The following is a 21503-nucleotide window of genomic DNA, read 5'->3' on the forward strand; positions in this document are numbered from 1 at the left end:
CCGTCCAAAAAGGACGGGCGGGACGCCCATCCCACAATAACAATTAAAATTGTAAGTTATTTAATTCGCGATCCTTAGTTAAAGAGTCGAATCCGCAAAAAACTCGACTCGATACCCGCGCTAGGAATTCTTGCGCTGTGCATCCTCACCGCCTTCGCGCTTCCGATAAGCCTTAGCCCAAGCATAGCGCTGCGGATCTTTTTTCAGCAGATATTCCACAACTTCCCGACGCTTCCCATTTTTAGCATTTTTGACAACCCGCTTCATTTCCGCATCCTGATCTCTGGGTGAAGCACCGCGTTTAATTGCCTCATTAAACCAACGCTCACCCTCTAAAAATTGACCCCGCTCAAAACAAATAGCTCCCATCAAAGTGTAAGGATGATGACTCTGAGGCTGATACTCAATAGCTTTTAGCGCACATTTTTCGGTATCATCTAGTTTATTAATATCTCGAAAAGCACCGCCCCTAGTTGTTAGCAAAGCGGACTTGAGCTTATTTTCTTTAATTTTGTCTAAGTCCAGATTTTCTGTCAGGTTCAATGCACTTCTCGGTTGCTCTGCCTTCCGCCAATGACTGCTGGCATTAGCCAAGTTCCATTTATTTCCAGTGCCTTTGTACTGCTGTTCATAAAAAAGTGCTTCGATTTTGTGGTAACCTGTAAAAATCTTGCCAGAGAACAGTCTCTGCCCTTGATATCGGCGTTCTTCCTGCCACCCATAATAGCTATAGCTGGGTTGAGATGCTTCAATTTTATTCTCCTCAAGCCAAGCAACATCTGTTGGTTCCAGTCGCTCTCCTTTATCCAGTTTTTGCAGAATTACGTATAACGGACTAGAAGGTGTCTTATCTTTATAGTTCGAGACATCATACTTAGACTTCAGAGCAGCAAATTCCTTTTCTTGGGCAAAAGTAATTACGTCTTCATATCCATTCTGTTTTAGCCAATCAATATCAGCCTCACTTAAATGCTCTCCCGATTGGATTTTGGATTTCAGACTAGCAGCATATTTGTCTTGGGCAAAAGTAATTACATCATCACGTCCATTCTGTTTCACCCAATCAAAATCAGCCTCACTCAACGGCTCTCCAGATTGAATTTTGGACTTGAGACTAGCAGCATATTTGTCAAGCGCCAGAGTAATTGTCTCGGTCAGTTTACGCTTTTTCAGAAAGTTAATATCCTGCTCACCTAGCGGATTGTCTAAATCAATTTTCTTGAGAACTTTATACAGATGGCTAGAGAGCGATGAATCCTCATAAGTAGTAGCTTTATACTTAACTTTCAGTTCAGCAAAGTGTCGTTTCTGTTCAATCTCCAAAACAATGCTAAGCGTTTCGCTAAGTTGATGCTCTTCTAGCCAGTTAAGTTCTGACTCGCTCAACTGCCGATCTGCCTCAAGATTTTTCAGGATGGGATACAACGGACTTGATACAGATGTTTCTGGGTATTCACTAGCTTTGTACTTATCCTTGAGTTGGGCAAACTTAGCTTCCCGTACAGCTTTTTGTTGCCAAAAAATTTCTAGAGTATCAACCAGTTGGTTATTGAACAGCCAGTTAGCCTCTACATCACTTAATATTTCTCGTGCATCCAGTTGCTTGAGGATTTGATACAAGGGGCTATCAAGTGAACAATTTGGATATTCAGTTGCTCGGTACTTAGCCTTTAGTGCAGCAAATCGCGCCATCTCTTGAACGATAGTAACTGTTTGAGTAAGCCCCTGTTTTTGCAGATATTTAACTTCCAAGTCAGTTAGCTGATTTTCTGAATCAAGTTTCCAAAGGATAAAATACAAAGGACTGGATATGCTTAGCCCTGTGGTTACTTTAAACTTAGACTTGAGTTTATAAAATTCAGCCTCTAGTGTTCTTCGTTCTTTAGCCTTACGTAGTGGCTCTTGCTCGATAGCTTCTCTTGTTTCCAAAAGCTCTTGGTTTAGTAACCAATTCCGCTCGAAGTCGGTAATTTCAAATTCTAAATCAGCTTTTCGCAGGATGAGATATAGTAGACTAGAAGGAGATGAATCTTCATATTTTGTTGCTTGATACTTGGACTTCAGCGCTGCAAAATGTTGCACATTGACTTCAAAAGGATCGTTGCTCATAATGAATCCCCCGATTTATACTTCTAGCCGCTACACAACCATCTCCCAGCATTCCGCGATCGCCCGCAGTCAAAACCCAAACTTTTTTAACTGAAAACTCATCCAGATGGTAATATTATTTTAACAGTTCGGTTTCACCAACTACAGCTACAAACCTCAGTATTTTCACTGAAATTTATAATAATTAGTACCTAAAGCCCCCTCCCTCATTCCATCAAATAATCGGTCATATATTCACCCGGATCAAACCGATAAAATAGTTCTCAACTCCATGAAATACAGATATGCGGTAGGGAAACAGCACGGCGCTGTGTCCTGAAATGTGCTGTCTCCTGAATTTACGGCCGACAATTGAGAATCTCTACAGCAATCCTATTTCATTTGTGAACTAATTTTTTAACTACCAGCCAGGAAGTCCCTCGGTATATTTAGAGGGGACACATCTGAGCGCTGCGCGAAGTACCCCGAATAAATTACCGCAGGGATGTCCAGAAGCGTCGGATGTCGCGGACGGAAGCCGACAATTATTTCTTTATACCCATTGATAATCTGGAAATACTCTGGTACTGTATTAGTCAGTGGGGGTGGAACTACCTCACTATAAAAAGCCTTTGCAAAAAAGGAAATACGAAGCCTGCGTACTAACGGTACTCCGTTGAACGCCTGGTTTGTTCACAGTAAACTATCCATTAAATCCATAACTTGGATAGCTTCATCTGACAAAGATAGTGATTCTTGTTGATTGAGGTGATGCTCCAAAACTCCTTTGAGCGCTATCAATTTCAGGCTATTTTCTGCTAAAGTTTCCGAAATAGCTTGCGCTCCCGGCAAATAGCCGATCGCCCCCAAGTCCATCAAAGCCGATCGCCTCAACTGCAAATTATCCCCATTCAAAGCACTTACCAACCGCTCTCCGTACACCCGCTCACCAGTTAACTGATACATCGCCCGCGCCGCAGCGTACTGCACCCGCTCCACAGAATGTTCTAAAAAAGGTGAAATTAGCGGTATTGCTTCTGTCGCTTGCAGGGTTCCCAAAGCTTCAATTACCGAGTCGTAAGGTTGCACGAGGTGCGATTTTCCTGGCACTCGCACAGCCACAGCTACGCCCCCATCCAATAGCTTCATTAGCGGCTCAATAGAATCGCGATCTCCCAGCATTTCTAGAGCTTGAGCCGCCGCTTCCCGCACGTAATAATCGGCGCATTCCAAACAGCGAATCAGGGCAGGTAAGGCTTGTTTGTCGCCCAATTTACCCAGGGCCCGCGCCGCATTTCGCAATAGGGAATAGTCGCCGATTTTCGTTTGTTCTGACTCTTCTTCCAATGCGGCAATTAAAGCTGCAATAGCTGCCGGTTCCTTGACTCGAAATCTGCCCACCCACCAAGCAGCATAATACCGGAGACTGTAATCTTGGGAGTGCAAATTTGCGATCGCCTGTTCAACAGTTAAAGACTCGCCCTCAGCTACACCCGCCGGCGGTGAGTCGGATTCGTAATAATTCATAGTCATTAGTTATTAGTTATTAGTTATTAGTTATTCGGCTCTTGAAATGGCTGCTATCCAGAAAAAACCTGCAAGGGTTAGGGAAACTGGCCGATTAAAATCGCTACTAAACAGACAAAACCCGCCGGGGCGGGTTACATTAACTCTTAGTCCGCTTGGAGTGGACGAAAGTTTGTCTAGGAGCGATTTTCATCGCCCCTTCTAGCTTGTGTCGGAGCGATTTTCATCGCCCCTGCAACCAAACTATTGGTGATCGTGGGATGATTCATGGGATGATTCTGCACCCGCGTTTAAAGGATGAATGCTGACAATTTTCCCGCCCATGCGAGTAATCCGCTGCATTTCTTGATTCATCCGATTGTAAGGCACAGTGATAAATGTACTCGCGCTCGATCGAATCGAATAATCCACATTATCTGTTTCATCGCTTTGGCGCAAGCCGACAACTTCATACCGAAAGCAGCGACTAGCCGAAGCTGTATTGCCACTTTTTCCAGCTACAATTTGACCCAACATAAGCTTCTTGGTAATTGGTAATTGGTCAGTAGTCCTTAGTCCTTAGTCCTTAGTCCTTAGTCCTTAGTCTCTAGTTCAGAATTTACGCAGAACCTAATTATGTAGGTTTCCGTGCACCTCGCACCTTACGCAGAAACTAATTATCTAATGACTAATGACTGATGACTAACAACTAAATTGGAGTAATGCTGGCGATTTTCGCGCCCATGCGTTGAAATTTCTGCATTTGCGAGGACAACTCCTCAACAGGTACGATGAAAGCCTTGCTGCTGCGGCGCACGCTGGGATATCCGCCCGTGCGAATGCCCGAAACTTCCACGCGCACCAGCCGCCCTTCTTTGCCGTAAGCTGCCGCACCGCCGAAAGTGCTGGCGGGAGTTACGTTTCTGGCGGAAGGCCGATATGCCCAACCTTCGTTACCGCCAGAAGGCCCAACTACAGCCGTAGCGCTGTTAGTGCCGAGTTCGACAGCTAAGCGAGAGTTATTGCCTTCTAGTTGAGATGTATCGCTGTTTGCATAGCCGCGATACAACCGGAACATCCGGGTAAAACCAACGGTTTTTTGACCGCGCTGGGTGTTAAAGCCGCGGTAGTAAGGGACGATACTTTCGCCGAAGTTTTCTTGATACTCTACTGAATCGATGTAAGAATCAATATCAGCGTCGTAGCCTTGTGTTTGGTACAAATCTAAGTGCTCAACTACTTCAGATTCGTCGTAGGGAGCGCGACCGAGCAAGTGTTTGTAGTTTAGTTCGATCGTCCGAGTTTGGAAGCTGTTGTAGAAAAACTTGGTTTTGTACAGTTCTGACTTAGCTACAGCGCGTACAAATTCTCGTACCGTCAAACTTCCGTCCCGCAGCAAAGACTCGGAACTTGTAAGTCGCTCGGATTTCATTAAATAGTCGTTGCCCAGTACCTGACGGTAAACCGCACGAATCACAGTTTCAACGTCGTCTTTGGTGTAGTTTGGGCGCAGTTCTACCTTCGGCGCATCGCTCAATGCGGATGTTCCCAGTCTGGACGCTGCTGTCGTAATCGCCACCAGATTTTCTCCTAAATTATTAATGACAAAAGTTTAATGCTTGGTTGCACTTGAAATTTTTAGGACTAAGGATAATATGCCTCAAAGTAGGGTGTACACTGCACACCTTACATATCCACATAAAATTGAAGAATTTTTTAGCCTTAGTCCTAATTTGCTAAAGACGTTTCAAAAAAACGTCAATACACAAACTTTAAGCTGTGGTAATACTTACCACTTTGCCACCACATTTGTTGATTTGCTGCAAGCGGCTCGAAAGTTGCTCGTAAGGCACGAGATATTCCGTAGTTGTCCGGCGCACTTGAGGGGAAAACTTAGCCGCACCTTGCATTGCAGTGACTCGGTAGAGTTGGCCGCGAGAACCGCCGGAAGTCCCGCCAAGGGCTTTTCCGGTGGAGGCTGTGTGTATCGGCGAAGCCATATTTCTCGCTACTTCCCAAGTCAGGCGGGCTTGGGTTTGGTTTTGCGAGCGATCGCTAGAAGCAAAACCCCGGTACAATTGAAACATCCGGTTAAAACCGACGGTTTTTTGACCTCTTTGAGTCGCGAAACCGCGATAGTAAGGCACTATACTGTCGCCAAAATTTTCTTCATACTCAACTGAGTCAATGTAAGAATTGATTTCAGCTTCGTAGCCTTCTGCATTGTACAAATCAACGTGGAAAGCAATTTCCGACTCGTCGTAAGGAGCGCGACCCAACAAATGCTTGTAATTAAGCTCAATTAACCGCGTTTGCGAGTTCGGATAAAAAAACTTTTTCCGATAAGTTTCGGAATGTGCAATTGACCGCACAAAATCTTTCACTGAAATCTGCCCTTGCATCAGCAGAGATTCAGCACTGGTAAGTCGTTCGCTCGACATTAAATACTCGTTGCCGAAAACTTGGCTGTAAGCAGCGCGAATTACTGCTTTCGCATCGTCTTGCGTCCAGTGGGGGCGCAGTTCTACTCGTCCCGCTTCTTCAAATGCTTTTATTCCCAACCGTTCTGCTGCACCTAATCCCGCCATCTTCGCTTCTCCCTTTTTTGCTTTAAAAACTGAAAACTGCTTAAAAAAGTATTTGCAAAACTAGGCTTAGATCGCAGATGCCCGGAATTCTAAACAACCGCTAACACTTAAGCTAACAGCAGCTTACAATTCCGGGCATCACGCAAATCTAGCTCAGAGCGTTGATTGCGTAGTCGATGTAGGAATTCGCTTCAGTTGCAGCGTCGCCACTCAGACCGTGGTTGCCTTTGATGTACTTGAGAGCTTCAACGTACCAGCTAGGAGACAATTCAAATGTCCGGTTGATTTCGTCAACACCTGCAATCAGGTACTCGTCCATCGGACCGGTGCCGCCTGCAACTAAGCAGTAGGTTACCATCCGCAGGTAGTAGCCGATGTCGCGAGAGCACTTGGCTTTACCGGTTGGGGTAGAAGCGTAGTTAGGGCCTTGCATTTGTTGTGTGTACGGGAATTTGTTGTACACAGCTTGAGCTGCACCGTCGATCAAGCGCTGAGAGTTGGCGGTCAAAGCTTTGGCTGCTTCCAAACCTGCTGCTGCTTGGCGGAAACGGCCGAAGGCGACTTGCAGTTCAGTGCTGCTCAGGAAACGGCCTTGAGAATCGGCTGCGGTTACTGCTTCAGTCAAAGGGGTTTTCATTGTTCTGGTTTCTCCCTAATGTTGTGTTGTTTTTGTACAAAAATGATTGTTTGCAAAAATGCGATGCTCGCTTCTTTACAAGAAAGGTTCGCTGGGCTATTTTTAGCCGACTGCATTGGCAGCGCGGTCGAAGTAGCTGCCGATTTCAGACATCAGCGAGCTGCAATCACCACGGGTAACGCCGTTGGGGTCGTTAGCGATCGCGATTGCTGCTTCCTTCATTTTTTGCACGCCGGCTGCAACTGAGCCACCGGGAACTCCCAGAGCTTGGTATGTTTCACGCAGACCGTTCAAGCAGCGGTCGTCCAAAACGCTGGCGTCGCCTGCAAATGTTGCATAGGTGACGTAGCGCAAAATGATTTCCATATCGCGCAAGCAAGCTGCCATGCGGCGGTTGGTGTACGCATTGCCACCAGGAGCGATCAGTTGAGGCTGTTCAGCGAACAGGGTGCGAGCTGCATTGGCTACGATGCTGGATGCGTTGCCGGTGATGCGGTTTACTGCATCAATCCGCTTGTTGGCGTCGGAAACCATGCTGCTGAGAGCATCTAGTTGACCCTGAGCTAGAAATTCGCCCCGAGCGTCAGATTGGGAAACCACTTTTGTAAATGCGTCAAACATGAAAGAACTCTCCTATTTGAGTTAATTGAGTTTGGTTGCGGTATAAAACCGTTAAGTTAAATTTGTTCAGGCTACGAGTGCCTGCAAGGGTTGAAATTTGATGCCAGCTAATCTGCTGGTCCCATCGATCTCTCCCTTTCCGCTACCTGCACTATTGTTACATTGCAACGGAGGTTTAAGAAACCTTAGAAAATTTTACACCTTTTATGAGATGCGACAAACCTTGTCAATCAGGGTTTTTGTTAACTTTGGCCTGTCGTTTCAACCCTCTGATAATCTTTATACAATGCTCGCCTGCGTTTGTTTATTACAAATTATTACAGAAACTTATCTCTCTAAGAAGGTAAATATCGGGGGGGAAAGTACGGGCAAATCTCCTTCTGAGGGTAGATGCGAGAAGACAACAATAAACGCAGAGTTTGCTTCGATCGCCCTGCTGTGGGGGTGCAACTGCCAGGAACCGTCCCGTGGGCCGATCGCCTTTGTTAGCTTTCTGTGGAAAAGCGGGATTGTTAAGAAGTGTTAAGTAAATTAAAGTTTTGGTAATAGAAGGCTGGGGGAATAGGGAAAAAAGCAAAAATTCTGCCCAATGTCAGGAGGCCTGCAAAATTCGGTGTGGGAAAAATCCCCAAGATTGTGAAGCCCCTCGCCAGAGCCTCAGCTTTTGCCGGAAATATCACCATTTGAAGACTAAACTCAGCCGTTGGGCATTGGGTAAAAGCCGAAGAAATTGCTAATTTTTAGTAGTAAGGTGGATAGGTGCTATCAGATACATTTAACCCGGTAAATCCAGGATTGCGCCTCGATATACTGTGTATGGCAGATCGGGCATCGCTTTTAGCGATCCCTAATAGGGAGGTATCTCTCAAAGCTTTCAACAAAATATTGAAAGCGCTATTCAATGCGTTACGTTTTTGGGGGCTGAGCCGTTACGCTTACTACGAAACTTTTTCGCTTAGTCCGATGCTTCGGCGCTGGTTTTAAACGGTAGCCTATCCTATTACATACTGCCAATGTCTACCGCTATCTTCTAAGAGTTTACAAGAATTCGTTTACTATACGAAAACAGCCGTAGGTCTACAAACGGCGCGATCGAGCCACCAGACGCATTGAAGTTAAAAGCTTTTTGCTTCCCCGGCATCGAAGCGCCCAAAACGAGTAGCAAGTTAAACAGTTTTTTATTCAGAACTCAAAACTCTCTCTCTCTGTAATCAGCCAGATGGATCGGCTGTAGCTGTCCGGCCGCAACCACCTTTATCCCCCATGCTCGATCGTAATTTATGTCTTCAAATTCTCCCTCTTCTTGGCACACCGTAGCAATTGACCAAACTCTCCAGCAGCTAAGCAGCAACAAAGACGCTGGCTTGAGCAGCAAACAGGTGTCAGAACGCTTGCAGCAATACGGCCCCAACGAACTCGAAGAAACAGGAGGCCGCAGTCCGTGGTCGATTTTTGTCGATCAGTTCACCAACATCATGTTGTTGATGCTGATGGGTGTGGCCGTGATTTCGGGTTTTTTGGACATCAGGTCGAATACTTTTCCCAAAGATGCGATCGCCATTTTTGCGATCGTCATACTCAACGGCATTCTCGGCTATTTCCAAGAGCAAAGTGCTGAAAAAGCCCTCGCAGCCCTCAAAAACCTCGCTTCCCCCCTAGTCAGAGTCCTGCGGGACGGCAAAACTTCGGAAATAGCCGCCAAGGAACTCGTACCCGGAGACGTAATGCTGTTGGAGGCTGGGGTAAAAATAGCAGCAGACGCACGCTTGATCGAAACATCAAATCTGCAAGTCAGAGAATCTGCTTTGACAGGAGAAGCCCTAGCAGTAACCAAGCAAGCCGATCTAGAACTTCCAGAAGATGCTTCCTTGGGCGATCGACTCAACCTGATTTTTCAGGGCACAGAAGTTGTTCAGGGACGAGCAAAGGCGATCGTCACCAACACCGGAATGAAAACTGAACTGGGCAAAATTGCCACCATGCTTCAGTCAGTAGAAACCGAACCGACTCCCCTGCAACAGCGGATGAGCCAGTTAGGAAATGTTCTAGTCTCCGGTGCCCTAACCTTAGTCGCAATTGTCGTCATCGGCGGCATGATTACCTTCCAAAACGGCGGCATCGGGTTCGATACCAGCAGGTTTGAAGAGTTGTTAGAAGTTTCTCTAAGCATGGCTGTGGCTGTGGTTCCCGAAGGACTCGCAGCAGTCGTGACAGTTACTCTGGCACTCGGAACTAGGCGGATGGTGAAGCGAAACGCCCTGATTCGCAAACTCCCTGCGGTAGAAACTTTGGGTTCGGTAACTACCATTTGTTCTGACAAAACAGGTACTCTGACTCAAAATAAAATGGTAGTTCAGCTAGTGTCTACGGGCGACTGCACTGTCGCCGTCGCAGGGGATGGCTATGCCCCGATCGGAGATTTTACCGATCGCCTGACATCGGCCAAAATTAATAATTTAGAGGAATATCCAGAACTCGAATCTTTATTAATTGCCTGTGCAGTTTGCAACGACGCAGTATTGCAACAAGAAAAACAAGAATGGCAGATTTTAGGCGACCCCACAGAAGGAGCTCTGCTTTGTGTAGCCGGAAAAGCAGGCATTTATAAGGAAAAACAGTCTCAATTGCTGCCGCGGACGGCGGAATTTCCTTTTTCTTCCGAACGCAAGCGGATGAGCGTGATTTGTGAAGTGCCCGGCAGATCGGGACATTCGGGATTTCCCGCAGAAAAAGGACAGCAGTCGAATTATTTGATGCTGACCAAAGGTTCTCCAGAGTTGACTTTGGAGCGCTGCAAAGGCATTATAGTCGGCGATCGAGTACAACCTTTAACCCAGGAAATGCGCGATCGCATCCTCGTCGAAAACAACAACATGGCAAGCGGCGGTTTGCGAGTCCTCGGGTTTGCGTACAAACTCTGGGAAAGCCTGCCGCCCGAAGGTTCTGAGGAAATTAGCGAACAAGACATGATTTGGCTGGGACTCGTCAGTATGCTGGACGCCCCGCGGCCGGAAGTGCGGGAAGCTGTGGTTAAGTGCCGCAATGCTGGCATTCGGGTGGTGATGATTACAGGAGACCACCAGTTGACTGCAAAAGCCATCGCCTACGATTTAGGTATTGCAACAGAGGGCGATCGAGTTCTCACCGGTCAAGAATTAGAAAAGCTCAGCCAAGAAGAACTCAAACAGCAAGTCGAACAGGTTAGCGTTTACGCCCGCGTCTCCCCAGAACACAAATTGCGGATTGTCCAAGCTTTGCAAAGTTGGGGCAAATTTGTCGCCATGACCGGCGACGGCGTTAACGACGCCCCCGCCTTGAAACAAGCCGATATCGGCATCGCCATGGGGATTACCGGCACCGATGTCAGCAAAGAAGCTAGCGATATGGTGCTCCTCGACGACAACTTCGCAACTATTGTCGCCGCCGCTGAAGAAGGGCGAGTGGTTTATAGCAATATTCGCCGCTTTATTAAATACATTTTGGGCAGCAACATCGGCGAAGTTTTGACAATTGCGGCCGCACCTTTAATGGGTTTGGGAGGAGTGCCGCTGACGCCGCTGCAAATTTTGTGGATGAACTTAGTAACAGACGGCGTTCCCGCTTTGGCTTTGGCGGTGGAACCGGGGGAACCGAACGTGATGAAAAGGCCTCCTTTCAGTCCGCGAGAAAGTATTTTTGCGCGGGGTTTGGGTTCTTACATGATTCGGATCGGGATTATTTTTGCAATTTTGACGATCGCAATGATGTCCTGGGCTTACGGATATACTCACTCTCCCGGACACGGCAATCCAGATGCTTGGAAAACAATGGTGTTTACAACTCTTTGTTTGGCACAAATGGGTCACGCGATCGCAATTCGGTCTAACACTCAGCTAACTATCGAGTTAAATCCCTTGACTAATATTTTTGTTTGGGGAGCTGTGATTGTTACTACTGCTTTGCAATTAATGCTGATTTATGTTCCGCCACTGAGAGCATTTTTCGGCACTCACTATTTGTCGCCTTTTGAATTGCTAGTTTGCTTCGGTTTCAGCGCTCTGATGTTTGTCTGGATTGAAATGGAAAAACTGTTTGTGCGCTTTTACAACAAATCTAGGAAATAGTGTTAACGGCTGACGGATAGTGAGCTAAGTTTGATTATTAGCTAGAGCGCTCGATTGGGTACTAAGCTGTTGGGCATTTAAAAGAGGATAGTAGGGTGCGGATCGTACATAAGTATTTCCCATATCCCGCCAGTGTTCGCGGATGACGCACCCTACCTCTATCGTTATTGGTTTAAATGTGTAACAGCTTATTTTCAAGAAGATCCGCCAGGGTTGAAACCCCTGGCTCACAGCGAAAGTCATTGCTACGAAAACTAAATAGATTGTGTCACAATTAAACATTTATTAGTTCGTTATAATGTCATTACGAATGCAACGTTCGGCGAAAATCGCCATCGTAAAGGCTCACGGCTACCAACCCTTAATGTTCGCCCTACGATGACTGTATTACAATTACCAATTACCGATTACCAATTATCGATTACCAATTACTAATATTATGTATTTGAAAACGCTGCACCTACGGCAGTTTCGGAACTACTTCGATCAAAAGGTAGCGTTTGACGCTCCCAAAACAATTTTAGTAGGAAATAACGCTCAAGGAAAATCTAACTTATTAGAAGCGGTAGAGTTGCTTTCTACACTAAAAAGCCACCGGGTAGGGCGCGATCGCGATTTAATACTCGACTCAAAGCCGATCGGGCAAATTGATGCTACACTCGAACGTCAAACCGGAGCGATCGACTTAGCTTTAACTCTTCGCTCAGGGGCGCGTCGGACACTGAAGCTCAACGGTGAACCGCTGCGCCGCCATTTAGACTTTTTGAGCGTCTTAAATGTAGTGCAATTTTCTTGTTTGGATTTGGACTTAGTGCGGGGCGGGCCCGAAGGAAGGCGTAATTGGATCGATCGCCTAGTCATCCAGTTAGAACCGATTTACGCTCACATTTTGCAGCAGTACAACCAAATTTTGCGCCAGCGAAACGCTCTGTTGAAACGTTCTAAAGAAATCAGGAAAGCGGAATTTTCCGACAGTTTTGACAAGATGCGATTTATTGCACCCGAAAGTCCCGAACCAGAAAATACAGAAGACTTACCAATTCCCAATTCCCAATTCCCCATTCCCAGTTCAGAATTAGCTTTGTGGGACGCGCAGTTGGCGACAGCGGGCGCTCGCGTTATCCGCAGGCGCGATCGAATTTTGGAGCGTTTGATGCCTTTAGCTCGAAATTGGCACCGTTCAATTAGCGGTTCAGCAGAAGTTTTAGATGTGAAATACGATGCTAATATTGAAGTAAGTTCAGAATTTATCGCTAAAGACAATCTCGAAGGAGTGCGGCAAGCATTTTTAGAGAAAATTCAAAAAAGGGCGATCGCAGAACAGTTTCAAGGAACCACTTTAGTCGGCCCCCACCGCGACGACATTACATTTACCATTAACAATACCCCAGCTCGTCAATACGCATCCCAAGGTCAGCAGCGAACTCTGGTATTAGCATTAAAATTAGCCGAACTGCAGCTTATTGAAGAAGTCGTCGGCGAAGCGCCTTTACTGTTGCTCGACGACGTACTTGCAGAACTCGATCTGAGTCGCCAAAATCAACTTTTAGAAACAATTCAAGAACGATTTCAAACTCTGATTACTACAACTCACCTAGGCGCTTTTGATGCTCAGTGGCTGCGACAAACCCAAATTCTCTCCGTCGTTGCCGGACAAATCAATCGATTTTAGATTTTAGATTTTAGATTTTAGATTGACAAATTTTCTGTTTCATGGTATGAGAACAAAAAAAAGTAGAAAGTGGCATTATTACCTCAATTCGAGATAGGATAAAGGTTAATTTTGATTACCGCTTTCGCTTCCATTTTTGTAAACCTTGTCAACGACCCAGGTCTAAAGACACTGGGCTTCTAGCCTAAGACTTAAACCACAGTTGACCAGACTAAGTACCTCGCGTACTACGTTAACGGTAAGAGTTTAAAGACCTACCAAGGGATGCGAAGCTAGTTCCTTGCTCTAGAAATTTAGGATTAAACAGACTTATTGGGTTAAATCAGTGTCCTAGATATAGTACCGGCCGTTAACTTTGTCGAAGCTAACATTACCCCGAAAGGGAGGCTCATAAAAGAGCGAACATTATGCGTACAGGGTTGCGAAGTTTGAGATGGTAATTGTCCCATCGAAAGTACACTACAAAAGTACACCGAATCTAGCAATCCCAAGGCGGTAATGGAAAGATTCACGCCGGTTTCAACCGCCGAGTCGTTTCCCTCTCAGCACTCTTCGTGACTGAGTTTCCCACTTACCGAATTTTTTATGAAGCATTACATTTCCCGTCTGTTAGCCCTGGTATTAGTTGTTGTCATCGGCGTAGCGGGCTGTACCAATGTTCCCGCCACTCTGAGTGGAGATTATGGCCAAGACACATTAGCATTAGTGAACAGCTTGAGAACAGCGCTCACTTTGCCAGAGGGCACGCCGGAAAAAGCAGCCGCTCAAGCCAAGGCTCGCACGAGTATCAACGATTTTTTTGCTGAATACCGCCGCGATCCCGCTCTTACCAAGCTGGCCTCTTTCACGACAATGCGGACGGCATTAAACTCTTTGGCCGGACATTACAGTTCCTATCCAAACCGTCCCGTTCCTGAAAAATTGAAAAAGCGTCTTGAGTCAGAATTTCAGCAAGTAGAAGCTGCTCTTAACAGAGGAGCTTAATCTCAAAATTTAGGATCGAGGATAAATTTCACTAATTCATCTTTCATCCTTGATATTTGAGTGTTAACAATTTTTAGTAGAAATATCAACTGCTTTTAGCGCCCACTGTATTCAGGCGCTTTTTTATGCAGCAGTTAGGGAAAAAATACTGCAAAACCGTTTAATCGCGGAGTCTTGTCTTACCCGATCGCCCTTATTGAATTTAAATAGCCGCCAGATAGAATTTGCACTGTGCGATCGACTTGTGCCATAACTAAGTCAACAGAAAAAAGTAGAAAATTTGTAGCTGCTTGTGGAGCGCGATCGCAAAAATGCGATAGCCACCCAATTTAAACCAGAAAACCCCATTCAATTCTCCCATGAAAATTGCACCAACTCGCATCGCGAATTTTCAACACCAGCGACGCTTTTTAAGTGCGGTAACTGCTGTTTTAACCAGTAGCATCATCAGCCAGCTTGTTTGGCCGTTTATCGGAAATCAACCAGCTTTTGCCCAAACATCAGCCTATTGCCAATTATCCCCAGAACAGGTCAATCAAAAAGAAGACTTGCGCCGCGCCGCGCTGTCGGGAAAACGGGAATCTCAGCAAGCATATTTTGCTGTTTTGAACAAACACGCGCGGGAAATAGCAGAATGCCGTAAAAAAACTTGGCCCGAAACCCAAGCAGTTTGGCTGCGTTTGTATCCCTGCGATGTCAGACCCGGAGAACTCGATCGAGTATTAGACAAAGTTGTGAATAAAGGCTACAACCAAGTCTATGTCGAAGTGTTTTACGATGGTCAAGTGCTTCTCCCAGTTGCAGACAATCCTACGGCTTGGCCTTCTGTTGTGAGAAATCGCGGTTACGAGAAATACGACTTGTTAGAAAGGGCGATCGCCAAAGGCAAACAACGAGGTTTAAAAGTATACGCCTGGTTATTTACCATGAACTTTGGCTATAGCTATGCTCAGCGTCCAGACAGACAGCAAACCCTCGCTATCAACGGTAAAAATCAGACAAGTTTAATAGTAAGCGAAGACGCAGCAATTAATCAGGATTTCGGAGAAGTTCCGGGCAATCAAGCCTTTATCGATCCGTACAACCCACAAGCACGGCAAGACTATACTTTGTTAGTAAATCAAATAGTCAAGCGCAAGCCCCAAGGAATGTTATTCGACTACATTCGCTATCTAAGGGGCATCGGGCCCGCTTCAGTTGCTACCAAAGTTCAAGACTTGTGGATTTACGGCCCAGCATCGCAGCAAGTTCTTTTGCAGCGGGCTAGCAATCAGCAAGGGCGAGATTTAATTCAGCGATATTTGACTAAGGGATTTATCAATCCTAATGACGTTCAAGCAGTAGTCAAACAGTATCCAACTGAGCGAGAACCTCTTTGGCAGGGTCGAATTCCGCAGGCGATGTCAGTAGCAACTCCACCTTCTAGAAGCCAGAATGCCGCATCAAGATCGGCCTCAACAAATCCCGCCCCTAACAAGCCAAACCCTGCAACTCCCACACCAAAACCGACACCGCGGCTTCCCGATACCGGCACTCTGCAAAAAGACCTGTGGAAACTGAGTGTTGCTCACGCCGTTCAAGGGATTTTAGATTTTTTTGGACTAGCTATTCAGCCAGCTCAAAGGATGGGAATTCCTGTAGGAGCAGTGTTTTTTCCTACTGCAAATCAAGCGATAAATCAAGGGGGATATGATTCGAGATTGCAGCCTTGGGACAGCTTTCCGGCTGCTGTAGAATTCCACGCCATGTCTTACGGAAATTGCGGGGATGTAAGCTGCATTGTCCCACAAGTGCAGCGGACTGTAAGTTTAGCGCCTCCGGGAGCAAAAATCATTCCTGCCATTGCTGGAGATTGGGGAAAACCTCTCAAAAATCGACCGTCTTTGGAGATTCAAATGGCGGCAATTCGCTCGGCGACTCCGCAAATTAATGCGGTAAGTCATTTTGCTTTTGGGTGGCAAGAACCGGAGGATGAAAGGGCGCGGCAAACTTGCCGATTGTAGATATATTCCTGGACGAAAAGGGTGTCATCATCTTGTTTTATGGTTGCGGAGCCTAAAAGCGTAGATTTTGGATCAATAAACCGGGTTTTTCTATCGGAATCGGCTGCGAACCACGATTGATTTGCCTAAAAAAACCCGGTTTTTGCCTCAGTATTGATTGAGTGCGATCGACCTTTTGCAAAAAAAATAATTTACCCAACTTTTAAGCTAGCTGAACAATCAGGCATAATGAGATTGTTCAAAAATTGCTGGAAATGCAAGCGGGACAAAAACAGCGAATTGCCGATCGCAAATCCCAATGAACAGACATCTGGGCCAAATTAACTTACTCAGAATTTCATCTGCGTTCATTTGCGTTCATCTGCGGTTAAAAATCCAAATTCTGCTAAACTTATTAATAACCATAAAAGCCTTGCTTAATCATAATGCAAAAAGTACAAGCAAGAGATATCAACCTCCGCTATCTAATCGATAACTTCGGTTTACAGCGAGTTCGCAACAGCGAATTTTTCCGAGAATGGCAAGAAAACTTACCCGAAGTAACCGACTCAGAAAAACAATTGCTCGATCGCGTCCAAGACATATACTTCAACTTGGTAGACAACCCGCCTGTATTGGAAAATGCAGTCAAGCTAACAATCATCAGCCCCATTTTGTTTATTGCCGGTCTGTATGAGTCTCCTTTTCAAGTCAAAGCCGAAAAGTCGATCGCAATTCAAGAGGAAGACGAAGGCAGAATCATCGAAGGCAGAATAGATATTTTAATTATGAAAGCAAACTTGTGGGTGACAGTAATTGAATCCAAACAACTTTCGTTTTCAACAGACGAAGCAATCGCACAACTCCTGACATATATGCTGGCATATCCGAACCCAGAAACTCCTACTTTTGGAATGATTTCCACAGGTGCTAATTTCAATTTTGTCAAGTTAGTTAGAGGCGAAACTCCCCAGTATGCCCGATCGGCGGAATTTGTTATTTCCAATCCCGGCAATGAATTGTACCGCGTTTTGCAGATTTTAAAACGCCTGAGTCAACTTCCAGACTAGCAATAAAAGCCATTTTGAGTTATCTTTCAAAACAGACAATCTCTAATATCTCAAATTTCAAACTAATGTGAGCATGGTAAATTACTGGATAGTCGGCGCTGTGGCAATAGCTTCTGTCTGCTGGGCAGAAATAATACGAGACTTTTATCACGTCGTGTCCCATTATTGGGCACCCCTGCAAAAGCTGCACACTTGGCATCACCGCGTTTTCCGCCCGAATTTGACCCCCGTCAGCGAGACAATTTACAAGCAAGCACACTGGCGTCACGACGTGCCCGAAGGTGCGGCGATGATGGTTTTGGGCTTGTTGCTGTGGGTTGTAGCTTATTTTGGGCTGCCGGAATACCACTGGGGTGCAGCAGCCGGTTGTATTTATACTTTAGGCTTTTTGTTGAGCGCGATCGCCCGCGGGTGCGGCATCAAAGGTGCAGACGAATTAACCGACATCACCCACCAACCGGGAGACTTCCTGACTCCCCCTGGCAAGTGGTTAGTTAATAAACCTTATCACTGGCGGCATCACTTCGACAATCAAAATGCTTACTATTGCGGTACTTTCACCTTAATAGATAAACTTATGGGTACAGCACTTTCTCTCAAAGGCAAAACTGTAGCCGTCACCGGTGCATCGGGAACTTTAGGACGTTTGCTACTCAAACACCTGCACAAAGCTGGTGCAAAAGTGATCGCCCTCTCATCGGGAAATGAGGAAATTACTTTGGATGTAGACGGCGAAAATTTACCTGTAAAAACCGTAACTTGGCAAGCTGGCCAAGAGGCAGACTTAGCCCTATTGTTAGAAAAAATCGATATTCTCGTCATTAATCACGGGATTAACGTACAGGGAGAAAGAACAGGAGAGGCGATCGCAAACTCATACGAAATTAACACTTTTTCCGCGTGGCGGCTGATGGAACTCTTTTTCTTAACAGTCCGCACTAACGAAAACATTGCTTGCAAAGAAGTCTGGATCAACACTTCAGAAGCCGAAGTAATTCCCGCTGTCAGTCCCCTGTACGAACTCAGCAAGCGCGCCCTCGGAGATTTAGTCACCCTGCGCCGGCTAGACGCACCCTGCATCGTTCGCAAACTGATTTTAGGGCCGTTTAAAAGCAACTTAAACCCGATCGGCATTATGTCTCCAGATTGGGTAGCGCAGCAAGTTGTCAAACAAGCTAAAGCTGATGCCCGCAATATCATCGTGACAATTAATCCTTTGACTTTTATCATTTTTCCAGTCAAAGAGTTTTTTGTTTCCCTCTACTTCCAAATTTTCAGCCGGAAAGCGATTTCAGAGATTAAAGCAGTGGCGACATCGGAAAAATCTAGCGTTGAATCTAAGATTAATTGACAAAAAAGAAACCCGGTTTTTTAGATAAACCGGGTTTCTAACTTGGTTCTAACTTGGGATGTAATACCAAATTCGGCTTTAATACCCCTTTTATTCTTTAGTCGCTCTCTGCCGTGACCAAAGTTTGTGTAGGATAGCTTTTAACCGCTGAGTCTTATTTAATTACTAACCTCAGCCATTTCAATCACGCGGCCATCGTAATCCTTGACCAAAAAATTCAGCGGCTTTTCCCGGCGAATTTTATAACTAATGCCGCGAGTTTGTACCCTCATCAATAGCTGATCCAAACAATCGCGATCGAAACAAACGTGACGCGGACGATTTTTTTCCCCTGCACCGGCCCCGCTAATAATGTGCAGTTGGGTATTTTTCATCAACTGATACCACAAACCATCGGGACTCCCCAGCGTTTGAGAGGTCGTTGCCCTCCCGACATTCGGCGACAAATACAGCGGATCAATACCTGTTGTGCCCAAAGTTTGCTCGTAATTGTAGTAGTAGTGCAGTGGCACTTCTGCTACGGGCAGGTTTAGCATACCTTCATAGAACTCCCTCGCTTGTCCGAGATCCGATACCATCACCGTGTGTACCTTCGGAGCACTGGTGAGAAACATCCACATCGCCCCCGCATAGGCCGCCAGCAGCATCACCATAATCCCTTGAGTCGAAAACAAGCTGTCAAGGGGCAGGGACGGCAAAAAAGAGCTCAAGTACAAAGGCCCAAGTCCAAAAGCAATAAAACTAACTGCTAGAGTCATGAATTATAAGAAAGGGTAAACAACGAAATTTATCAAGATTGCAGTCGCGATCGCCCGCGAGACTTAAACTATTAGCTTAGCCATCTATGTTAGCAAAAACTAGCGGTTAGGCCCTACCCGATGAAAGTCTTTGTCTACGGCACTCTCAAACCGGGGGAGTGCAACTACCTCCGCTACTGCGAAGGAAAAGTTGTGAATGCTTACCCCGCGATCGCCCGCGGTCAACTTTTTGCGCTGCCGATCGGCTATCCTGCGATGATGGCCGGAGATGGCACAGTCTGCGGTTTTCTCCTCTGTTTCGCAAATTCGGCTATTTTGGACGATTTAGACCGATTGGAAGACTATCATCCGCTGCGGGAACCGACACAAAACGAATATCAACGGCAGGAAATTGAAATCTTCGATCGACACCTCAAACCTTTAGGCACGGCTTGGGCTTACTTCATGTTACCCGATCGCGTCCGTTCCCTAGGAGGCATCTGGCTGCCCCACGGCAGGTGGGAAAATCGGTTTTTCACCAAATAAAGTGGTTAATGCCGATGAGCTTAGGAAATAGCCCTTGCAGTGCGATTCGGCGGCTCGAACCTGTAACCGTAACCCCGAATTGTTTTAATAAACTGCGACGCATTAGCATCAACTTGAATCATTTTCTTGCGAATCTGACCGATATGTACGCTAACAACGTTCTCTTCTCCTGTGTCGTTGCAGTTCCACCCCCAGATTTTTTCGATTAGCTGTTGGCGACTCCAAGATTGATTGGAATGACTAGCCAAAAAATACAAAATATTAAATTCCAAGGCTGTTAACTTGATAGTGCGATCGTTGAGTGTTGCTTCCCGACGCGCTGAATCGATCGCGAACTGATCGAATACAATACGTGATGAAGTGACAGGCCTCATCCGTCTCAACACAACTTCTATACGAATTGCCAACTCCGCCAAACCAAAGGGTTTGCAGATATAGTCATCAGCACCTGCAGACAGGACTTTAATTTTATCACCTTCGTCTGTGCGGCTGCTTAGCATAATCACAAAAACATTAGTACGGCGCTGCATTTCCTGGCAGAGGTGATAGCCTGTAGTATCCGGCAAATTCCAATCAAGAACGACTAGCAGTGGCTTTAATTTCTCAAACAATGTTAAAGCCGTCTCGCCATCTGCTGCCGAATCTACTTGATATTTCTGATTTAAAAAGCGATGAACTAGAGTGCGGATGGATGAGTCACTCGATTTTAGATTTTAGATTTTAGATTTTAGAATTGAAGCATTGAAGCATTGACTTGCGCGAGATAAATACGTTCGGCAAGTTTCATCGAATACAGGTTTTTTATTTCTGGACTGATGAATCCGGGGGCTTGTATCCTGGATGCTTTCGGTCATCATCCACAACGAGAATCTTGGGAGTAGTATCAGTAGTCATCACCAAAAAGTTTCTTTCTTTTGTCAATTTCAACCGGGCAATTAAAGAACAGCTTTAGTGAAGCGAAAATCCCAGGTCGTTCCAACTAATACAGACTTTTTTCTGGCAATTCTTCTTTCAACTTCGCTTGGAAGTCAAAAGGCTCTCCCCAATCCCAAATTTTTACTTCTAGGTGTTCGTTAAATACCCTTATTTCAATCTCTATCCGAGTTTCTAATGGCAGATTTTTGTGAGCGTGGCGAACAGCATTCGTAAACCCTTCAATCACAGCAAGTTTACACTGATGCAAAACGACTAGGGGAATGATTGGTAGAGGATCTAAAAAAACTGTATCAACCCACGATAAAACTTGAGCAACAGCCTTGATATCAGTATTTATGTGAAGGCTAATTTTTTTAACTTGCTGGTTAGAACTTGGCTGTGATTGCGGAAGTCGTTGCTTTTGAAACCAAAAATTAAAGCTGGTTAAAACATCTATCGCCCGCTTAAAAAAACCATCTTGAATACTGTCTTGGGATGGTACTATACCAGGCTGCTGATAATATTTTACAATGAACAGACAGTTTCTGCCGTCAGAAGTGCGGGTATAACTTAGCTCATCGGCAATTTTGCCAATAATTTTTATACCTATCCCACCTGACGGAATTTCATCTATGTTATCTATCATGGTGCTATCCTTTGTCATCATTTAATGTGTACTTTTTTACCTAAAAAAGAGAGTGGC

At 45.6% G+C, this 21503-nt stretch carries 18 protein-coding genes; 8 read left to right on the plus strand and 10 right to left on the minus strand.

Annotation, left to right across the window (positions count from 1 at the left end):
• Positions 1 to 120: 120 nt before the first annotated feature.
• The 7 genes from QT984_RS22805 to QT984_RS22835 form a co-directional block, all read right to left on the minus strand.
• Entirely contained in the window at positions 121 to 2109 is a 1989-nt protein-coding gene (locus QT984_RS22805; protein ID WP_333055305.1) for a hypothetical protein, read from the minus strand.
• Between the two features lie 672 nt (positions 2110 to 2781).
• Complete coding sequence (locus QT984_RS22810) at positions 2782 to 3621, minus strand: HEAT repeat domain-containing protein (RefSeq protein WP_333375023.1); 840 nt, start codon at positions 3619 to 3621, stop codon at positions 2782 to 2784.
• A gap of 237 nt (positions 3622 to 3858) precedes the next feature.
• The gene (locus QT984_RS22815; RefSeq protein ID WP_333055307.1) at positions 3859 to 4131 is read right to left on the minus strand and encodes a phycobilisome linker polypeptide; all 273 of its coding nucleotides are present in this window, start codon (positions 4129 to 4131) and stop codon (positions 3859 to 3861) included.
• A 172-nt stretch (positions 4132 to 4303) separates the two neighbouring features.
• Positions 4304 to 5173: a phycobilisome linker polypeptide gene (locus QT984_RS22820; protein WP_333055308.1), complete on the minus strand. Its 870-nt coding sequence runs from the start codon at positions 5171 to 5173 to the stop codon at positions 4304 to 4306.
• A gap of 193 nt (positions 5174 to 5366) precedes the next feature.
• The gene (locus tag QT984_RS22825) at positions 5367 to 6182 is read right to left on the minus strand and encodes a phycobilisome linker polypeptide (RefSeq protein ID WP_333055309.1); all 816 of its coding nucleotides are present in this window, start codon (positions 6180 to 6182) and stop codon (positions 5367 to 5369) included.
• Positions 6183 to 6330: 148 nt separating this feature from the next.
• Positions 6331 to 6819, minus strand: a complete 489-nt coding sequence (cpcA, locus tag QT984_RS22830) for a phycocyanin subunit alpha (RefSeq protein WP_006631256.1) — start codon at positions 6817 to 6819, stop codon at positions 6331 to 6333.
• Positions 6820 to 6921: 102 nt separating this feature from the next.
• Entirely contained in the window at positions 6922 to 7440 is a 519-nt protein-coding gene (locus QT984_RS22835; RefSeq protein ID WP_333037001.1) for a phycocyanin subunit beta, read from the minus strand.
• Between the two features lie 286 nt (positions 7441 to 7726).
• On the opposite strand from QT984_RS22835, the gene QT984_RS22840 reads away from it, so the two are divergent.
• From QT984_RS22840 to QT984_RS22870, 7 genes are all read left to right on the plus strand, one after another.
• Positions 7727 to 7966, plus strand: a complete 240-nt coding sequence (locus QT984_RS22840; protein ID WP_333055310.1) for a hypothetical protein — start codon at positions 7727 to 7729, stop codon at positions 7964 to 7966.
• 754 nt (positions 7967 to 8720) lie between these two features.
• Positions 8721 to 11543: a cation-transporting P-type ATPase gene (locus tag QT984_RS22845; RefSeq protein WP_333375025.1), complete on the plus strand. Its 2823-nt coding sequence runs from the start codon at positions 8721 to 8723 to the stop codon at positions 11541 to 11543.
• Between the two features lie 439 nt (positions 11544 to 11982).
• Entirely contained in the window at positions 11983 to 13215 is a 1233-nt protein-coding gene (locus QT984_RS22850; RefSeq protein WP_333055313.1) for an AAA family ATPase, read from the plus strand.
• 585 nt (positions 13216 to 13800) lie between these two features.
• Positions 13801 to 14199 (plus strand): photosystem II protein Psb27, encoded by a 399-nt coding sequence (gene psb27, locus QT984_RS22855; protein ID WP_333055314.1) that lies wholly within the window; start codon positions 13801 to 13803, stop codon positions 14197 to 14199.
• Positions 14200 to 14558: 359 nt separating this feature from the next.
• Positions 14559 to 16202 carry a family 10 glycosylhydrolase gene (locus tag QT984_RS22860; RefSeq protein ID WP_333055315.1) on the plus strand — a complete coding sequence of 548 codons (1644 nt, stop codon included), beginning with the start codon at positions 14559 to 14561 and terminating at the stop codon, positions 16200 to 16202.
• 425 nt (positions 16203 to 16627) lie between these two features.
• Positions 16628 to 17251, plus strand: a complete 624-nt coding sequence (locus tag QT984_RS22865) for a restriction endonuclease subunit R (protein WP_333055317.1) — start codon at positions 16628 to 16630, stop codon at positions 17249 to 17251.
• A 73-nt stretch (positions 17252 to 17324) separates the two neighbouring features.
• The gene (locus QT984_RS22870) at positions 17325 to 18602 is read left to right on the plus strand and encodes a bifunctional sterol desaturase/short chain dehydrogenase (RefSeq protein WP_333375028.1); all 1278 of its coding nucleotides are present in this window, start codon (positions 17325 to 17327) and stop codon (positions 18600 to 18602) included.
• 158 nt (positions 18603 to 18760) lie between these two features.
• Here the strand turns inward: QT984_RS22870 and QT984_RS22875 are convergent, their stop codons facing one another.
• The gene (locus QT984_RS22875; RefSeq protein WP_333055319.1) at positions 18761 to 19360 is read right to left on the minus strand and encodes a glyoxalase-like domain protein; all 600 of its coding nucleotides are present in this window, start codon (positions 19358 to 19360) and stop codon (positions 18761 to 18763) included.
• A gap of 120 nt (positions 19361 to 19480) precedes the next feature.
• Here QT984_RS22875 and QT984_RS22880 point away from each other — a divergent pair, with 120 nt between their 5' ends.
• Positions 19481 to 19885: a gamma-glutamylcyclotransferase gene (locus QT984_RS22880; protein ID WP_333055320.1), complete on the plus strand. Its 405-nt coding sequence runs from the start codon at positions 19481 to 19483 to the stop codon at positions 19883 to 19885.
• Between the two features lie 20 nt (positions 19886 to 19905).
• Here the strand turns inward: QT984_RS22880 and QT984_RS22885 are convergent, their stop codons facing one another.
• On the minus strand, positions 19906 to 20574 hold the full coding sequence (locus tag QT984_RS22885) for a response regulator transcription factor (RefSeq protein WP_333055369.1): 669 nt from the start codon (positions 20572 to 20574) through the stop codon (positions 19906 to 19908).
• 290 nt (positions 20575 to 20864) lie between these two features.
• Positions 20865 to 21467: an ATP-binding protein gene (locus tag QT984_RS22890; protein ID WP_333209634.1), complete on the minus strand. Its 603-nt coding sequence runs from the start codon at positions 21465 to 21467 to the stop codon at positions 20865 to 20867.
• Positions 21468 to 21503 lie beyond the last annotated feature (36 nt).

This window comes from Microcoleus sp. Z1_B2, from assembly GCF_036700325.1.
GTDB lineage: Bacteria > Cyanobacteriota > Cyanobacteriia > Cyanobacteriales > Microcoleaceae > Microcoleus.

Coding starts and splice junctions, on each gene's coding strand:
- QT984_RS22805 (WP_333055305.1), bottom strand. CDS start 2,109: ATGAGCAACGATCCTTTTGAAGTCAATGTGCAACATTTTGCAGCGCTG.
- QT984_RS22810 (WP_333375023.1), bottom strand. CDS start 3,621: ATGACTATGAATTATTACGAATCCGACTCACCGCCGGCGGGTGTAGCT.
- QT984_RS22815 (WP_333055307.1), bottom strand. CDS start 4,131: ATGTTGGGTCAAATTGTAGCTGGAAAAAGTGGCAATACAGCTTCGGCT.
- QT984_RS22825 (WP_333055309.1), bottom strand. CDS start 6,182: ATGGCGGGATTAGGTGCAGCAGAACGGTTGGGAATAAAAGCATTTGAA.
- cpcA (WP_006631256.1), bottom strand. CDS start 6,819: ATGAAAACCCCTTTGACTGAAGCAGTAACCGCAGCCGATTCTCAAGGC.
- QT984_RS22835 (WP_333037001.1), bottom strand. CDS start 7,440: ATGTTTGACGCATTTACAAAAGTGGTTTCCCAATCTGACGCTCGGGGC.
- QT984_RS22840 (WP_333055310.1), top strand. CDS start 7,727: ATGCTCGCCTGCGTTTGTTTATTACAAATTATTACAGAAACTTATCTC.
- QT984_RS22845 (WP_333375025.1), top strand. CDS start 8,721: ATGTCTTCAAATTCTCCCTCTTCTTGGCACACCGTAGCAATTGACCAA.
- QT984_RS22850 (WP_333055313.1), top strand. CDS start 11,983: ATGTATTTGAAAACGCTGCACCTACGGCAGTTTCGGAACTACTTCGAT.
- psb27 (WP_333055314.1), top strand. CDS start 13,801: ATGAAGCATTACATTTCCCGTCTGTTAGCCCTGGTATTAGTTGTTGTC.
- QT984_RS22860 (WP_333055315.1), top strand. CDS start 14,559: ATGAAAATTGCACCAACTCGCATCGCGAATTTTCAACACCAGCGACGC.
- QT984_RS22865 (WP_333055317.1), top strand. CDS start 16,628: ATGCAAAAAGTACAAGCAAGAGATATCAACCTCCGCTATCTAATCGAT.
- QT984_RS22870 (WP_333375028.1), top strand. CDS start 17,325: ATGGTAAATTACTGGATAGTCGGCGCTGTGGCAATAGCTTCTGTCTGC.
- QT984_RS22875 (WP_333055319.1), bottom strand. CDS start 19,360: ATGACTCTAGCAGTTAGTTTTATTGCTTTTGGACTTGGGCCTTTGTAC.
- QT984_RS22880 (WP_333055320.1), top strand. CDS start 19,481: ATGAAAGTCTTTGTCTACGGCACTCTCAAACCGGGGGAGTGCAACTAC.
- QT984_RS22890 (WP_333209634.1), bottom strand. CDS start 21,467: ATGATGACAAAGGATAGCACCATGATAGATAACATAGATGAAATTCCG.